Genomic DNA, 4,584 nt, shown 5'->3' with positions numbered 1-4,584 from the left:
CTGGCTTTGTTTGTTTGGTTTGTTTCAAATTCTATAAATTAACCTACTGTTTAATTTTCAAAGTTCATTTTCTTGTTTGCCCTTTTCTTAAGGACAAGTATAACTATACCATCTTAAAATAATATCGTCAATACTTTTTCTTGATTTTTTTAAGTTTATTTATAATAATTTTCCATTTTATTAACATTGTCTACAACCTACACTTAGCCTATATAGCTATTTATATATTTAAATCTACATTTCAACTCGTTATGAAATAAATTAATAAATTTATTTAAATAATTATCTATCATATATTTTTGTATCGTATTTTATATATTTTTTTCCATATTGAGTTCTTTCTATAATTGTGTTTCTTTCCATCTCTGTAACAGCCAGTAATGTAGTTAAAAAGAATTTACCCATGCTAGTGCTTTCTAATAATCCAATATTTAGAACATGTACTATTGTACTTTTAGCAAATAATTCTTCTACTGTATTGCTTGCTAATCTATCTAATTTAGTAACTATTTATGACACTAACTTTTAATACCTATTAAAGTATTGAAAAGTCCTCACCTGTATTTAGATATTAAAACTGTAAAGTTATGACACCGTATAGATAATAAAAGGAGGAGAAATATTTCTCCTCCTTTTACTGCATAATATTTATAATCTGCGTACTTAATTACATTCAAATTCAATAATTAGCTTACGTATTTTACACTGACATTAATTTCTCCCAAAATAAGTTTGTATGATATATAAAATTTTTTGGATAAAATCGCACAGTTCTTGTATAAGTACTACTTTTTTCTCCTTTTATTCCATCGAACTCAACAGTCATATCCAGGTACTTAAGTTTATCGTTATCTATATCTATTTCATGATCTTTAACAAGAAAAAGGCTTCCATATGATTCATCTTCCATTTTTTTGATTGATACGGTTTCAGGCATAGAATATTTCTGTGTAATTTCTCCGTTTAAAGCTATTTGAACTGATATGTTACTTATATCATCAAAATCGCCACAGATAACTACTCCATAGGCATAGGGCCCCTTTATTGTTAACTTATCATACAGGCCAGGGATAATTACTTTTTTGTACTCTCTACCTTCAATAGGTATACTAATTTTTATCTTATCTCCTTCATTATAATCATAAACATCTGAAAGACTATACTCTTGGTAATCGGTAATTAACGAACATCCTGATAAAAGTGGAGATACCAAGAAAAGAAATAACAAAACTAGTATAGTTTTTATAACTCTCATAATATAAACTCCTTTATTAACCATAATCTATGATACATATTGTTTTTTTATCATACCGCCATGACTACTAGTACTAGTGTGTAGTACTATACAACTACGTAATAAACTATAGTTTGATTATATACTAAAATTAACAGTACGTATAATGAGTTTTAATGTATTAATTAGCCTTTTAAAATTTTCAACACTGACTTAAAACATAACCATATTTTAAAATGATACAAAGTAATCATTACTGTTAAGTTATGACTCCTAATTTTTGTACATAAAAACATCAATAGAATTTCTTGAACACCATAATAATAAGTTAAATAAACTTGTTATTATGTGTAAATTTCTTAAAATATATGTATATTATTTTTTTAAAAGACAATAATACATATATGATACGAATATAAAAATACAACCTATCTCCCCCATTTAGGTTTTAAGCTACAGTCCCCCAACTGTAGTTTTTTTGTATGTAAAAAGCAATGTTTTATTGAACATTAAAAAAGAGAGATTGTTACTTTAATACTCCCTTAGTTCTCAATATAATAATATTGTGTAGTTAATTATTTTCATTCAAATCATATTCATGAATGGGATTAATAAGTTTTAATATTGATACGATAGCATTATTATATCCCGACATTTTTTCAATCTCTTTTTCATCTAAAATTTCTTTATTATCAAATTGTATCCCGATTTTTTCAACTATTTCAAGATATTTACTTACAAATTCATCTTCACACATTATCTCAATGTCTGCTAACATTTCATTATAAGCTAACAGTTCACCCTCATCATTTTCTTTATATTCTATTTTATCAAATATGCTATTGGTTATTGTAAACTGTATTTTTCTCTTAATGATATCTTCTATATTGAACTGCTTTATTTTTTTATTATTTAGCATAATATATTTCTCCTTTCTTAAAGTTTAATTCGTACTTTATAACAATTATTTATTTAATTATAACATAGTTGCTTATTTTCTAATGTCTACTAAAACAGATGTTTTTGTGTAGACTAAAAAGAGAGTAACAATTTTTGATGTCATTACTCTCTTTAGGTTCGTAAAATAATAAGAATGTGTGTTAATGTTACTTTAAAACCAAATCGACAATCCAATTATCATCAAATATTGATCTTTCAGTAATACTCTCTATAAAACTTATTACTTCATCAAACATACTTTTTTCACCTTTTTCAGCACTTTCAATTGTTTCAATAACATATTCTCTTCCTTCATTAGTAAAAAAATCATTTTCGGTTAATTTATTTTGATAATATTTCTTAAGCATATTACTATCAAGATACTGTTTTGAAAAATCAGAGTTTCTCCATATTATCCTACAAGGAGCCTTTAGCCCAAATCCACCAAAAAGGCAATCATCAAAAGATTGCAGGCATCTTCCAAAATACCCATTGGGAGCATCAACTACTCTTGCAAATTCCTTAAATAAAGAATCTAAATCAATTATATTTTTACCTTCAATAACGTAAACATTTTTCATATATAATCCCTCACTTAAATTTTATCTATATTTAAAAATTCAAAAAATCAAACAAATATAGTTGATACGTTGTATCTTACAATTGTGAACCATAGTTATATTTTAACCTTAGTAATAATTAGAGTAAATTAAATACTATACTCTAAAAATACATTCAAAGCTTTGTAGTAATAATACCCTTAGAGTCCATTTGTTTGTATTCTAAGGGTGTTAAGTTTATCTTAAATAAATAAGTTAAATTTAGAAACTAGTTATTTTATGGCAATTAAAGCTGAGAATTTTTATTCAGTTTTAGATAATAATCATGAGTATACAGAACAAATATATTATATTTACATTTTCCATGTAAACGTTTTATTGCTATGTAGATATTTCTTAGAAATGGTATAATCATAAAGAATACTAATAAATAAAAGATCAAGGGGGTATAACTATAATATGAAGAAAATGTTAATTATATTTGGATTAATCACAGTTATTGGAGTAGGTGTGGGGGGATATGTAAAAAAGATTAATCAACCCAAAACCAAAGTTAAAAGCTATAAATCAGTAGAAAAAGAAACTAAAAATGAAAAATCTTCAATTGAGTCAGAAAATAAAGACATAAAAAGTAAAGAAGATGAAGAAATAGAAGTTAAAGTAAGTAAAGAACCTAAAAAAACTAATGATTCTTATACCGAAAAAAATGAACATCCTAAAAGTACAGAAAACCCAAAAGAAGATATTATAGAGAAATCTAAGCAAGAAGAGATGGTAAAGCCTGAAATTATAGATACATCTGAAAAAGAAGAAGAAAAACCTGTTGAAGAAAGTACAATAACTCTTACAGGGATTTATGGTGGGTTTGCAGATAGTAGATATGTTCAATTTGAAATAAATGGTGTATTCGAAGTTTTTTACATTATTCCTGAGATTGCAGATGAATTAATTAAGAGAGAACTTGATAGTACAATAACTATTGTTTGTAAAAATCCAGATTTATCTATCCCAAACACTTCTCCACATAGAGTGATAATCTCTTTTAACTAAATAGACAACACCGTAAAGTTAGCTTTTCTATAACTATTCGTATATAATGTGAAAACTGTAATAGGATACATCAACATAATACATACATATTTACAAACAACTAAGAATAACTATTAATCTAATAAAACACATTTAAGATACTCTTTCACTAAATAGATGTTTCATGCATTTTATCACTTTTCTATTTTTTGAATATATTGATATTACTTTAATTCACAAGTTATACACAGATTTTTAACTATTTTAATATACTTGCAATAAATAAAATCACCTACAATATTATAGTATAATCCCCTTATGCTAGACACTTTTAAAAAAGCATCGTATAATGATGCTAAAAAGTAATTCCTATAATGGGATTATACTATTTTTACTAATTTCTTAATATGTTTTATTACTATCTAAACTATCTAATTTTTTTTAAATATACACCCTCCTTAAATTATAATTACTTCTTTCGTATATAATATACATTATATATTCATGCAATTTAAAGATAATTTTTCATAAAAAAAAGATTCTCTCAACTATAAAACCCTTAGTTTAAGACAATCTCCTATATATTTCAATTTAGAATTTTCTATTTCTACGCATAAAATCTAATATTATGAAGTAAAAAAATAAAAAAGATTACGTGGCTACGTCTTACTCTCCCAGGAAGTTGCCCCCCAAGTACCATCAGCGCTAAAGAGCTTAACTTCTGTGTTCGGAATGGGAACAGGTGTATCCTCTTTGCTATTATAACCACATAATCTTTATTTTTTAATGGAGCGGGTGAAGGGGATCGAACCCTCACAGCCG

The 4,584-nt window shown here is 25.8% G+C and carries 5 protein-coding genes and 1 rRNA gene; 1 reads left to right on the top strand and 5 read right to left on the bottom strand.

Going from position 1 to position 4,584, the window contains the following annotated elements; all coding sequences use genetic code 11:
- Positions 1 to 282 precede the first annotated feature (282 nt).
- From VLM92_RS07225 to VLM92_RS07210, 4 genes are all read right to left on the bottom strand, one after another.
- Complete coding sequence (locus tag VLM92_RS07225) at positions 283 to 510, bottom strand: recombinase family protein (RefSeq protein WP_331681714.1); 228 nt, start codon at positions 508 to 510, stop codon at positions 283 to 285.
- A 190-nt stretch (positions 511 to 700) separates the two neighbouring features.
- Complete coding sequence (locus VLM92_RS07220; RefSeq protein ID WP_325275664.1) at positions 701 to 1,255, bottom strand: hypothetical protein; 555 nt, start codon at positions 1,253 to 1,255, stop codon at positions 701 to 703.
- A 550-nt stretch (positions 1,256 to 1,805) separates the two neighbouring features.
- Complete coding sequence (locus tag VLM92_RS07215) at positions 1,806 to 2,153, bottom strand: hypothetical protein (protein WP_325275663.1); 348 nt, start codon at positions 2,151 to 2,153, stop codon at positions 1,806 to 1,808.
- A 187-nt stretch (positions 2,154 to 2,340) separates the two neighbouring features.
- Positions 2,341 to 2,754 (bottom strand): barstar family protein, encoded by a 414-nt coding sequence (locus VLM92_RS07210; protein ID WP_325275662.1) that lies wholly within the window; start codon positions 2,752 to 2,754, stop codon positions 2,341 to 2,343.
- Positions 2,755 to 3,192: 438 nt separating this feature from the next.
- Here VLM92_RS07210 and VLM92_RS07205 point away from each other — a divergent pair, with 438 nt between their 5' ends.
- A complete protein-coding gene (locus tag VLM92_RS07205; RefSeq protein WP_325275661.1) occupies positions 3,193 to 3,783 on the top strand; it encodes a hypothetical protein in 591 nt (196 codons plus the stop codon).
- A gap of 632 nt (positions 3,784 to 4,415) precedes the next feature.
- Here the strand turns inward: VLM92_RS07205 and rrf are convergent.
- Positions 4,416 to 4,532, bottom strand: a 5S ribosomal RNA gene (rrf, locus tag VLM92_RS07200).
- Positions 4,533 to 4,584 lie beyond the last annotated feature (52 nt).

Source organism: Romboutsia sp. (assembly GCF_035470145.1).
Taxonomy (GTDB): domain Bacteria; phylum Bacillota; class Clostridia; order Peptostreptococcales; family Peptostreptococcaceae; genus Romboutsia_D.
The sequence above is the reverse complement of the archived record's forward strand: the minus strand, read 5'-3'. Positions and strand labels throughout refer to the sequence as shown.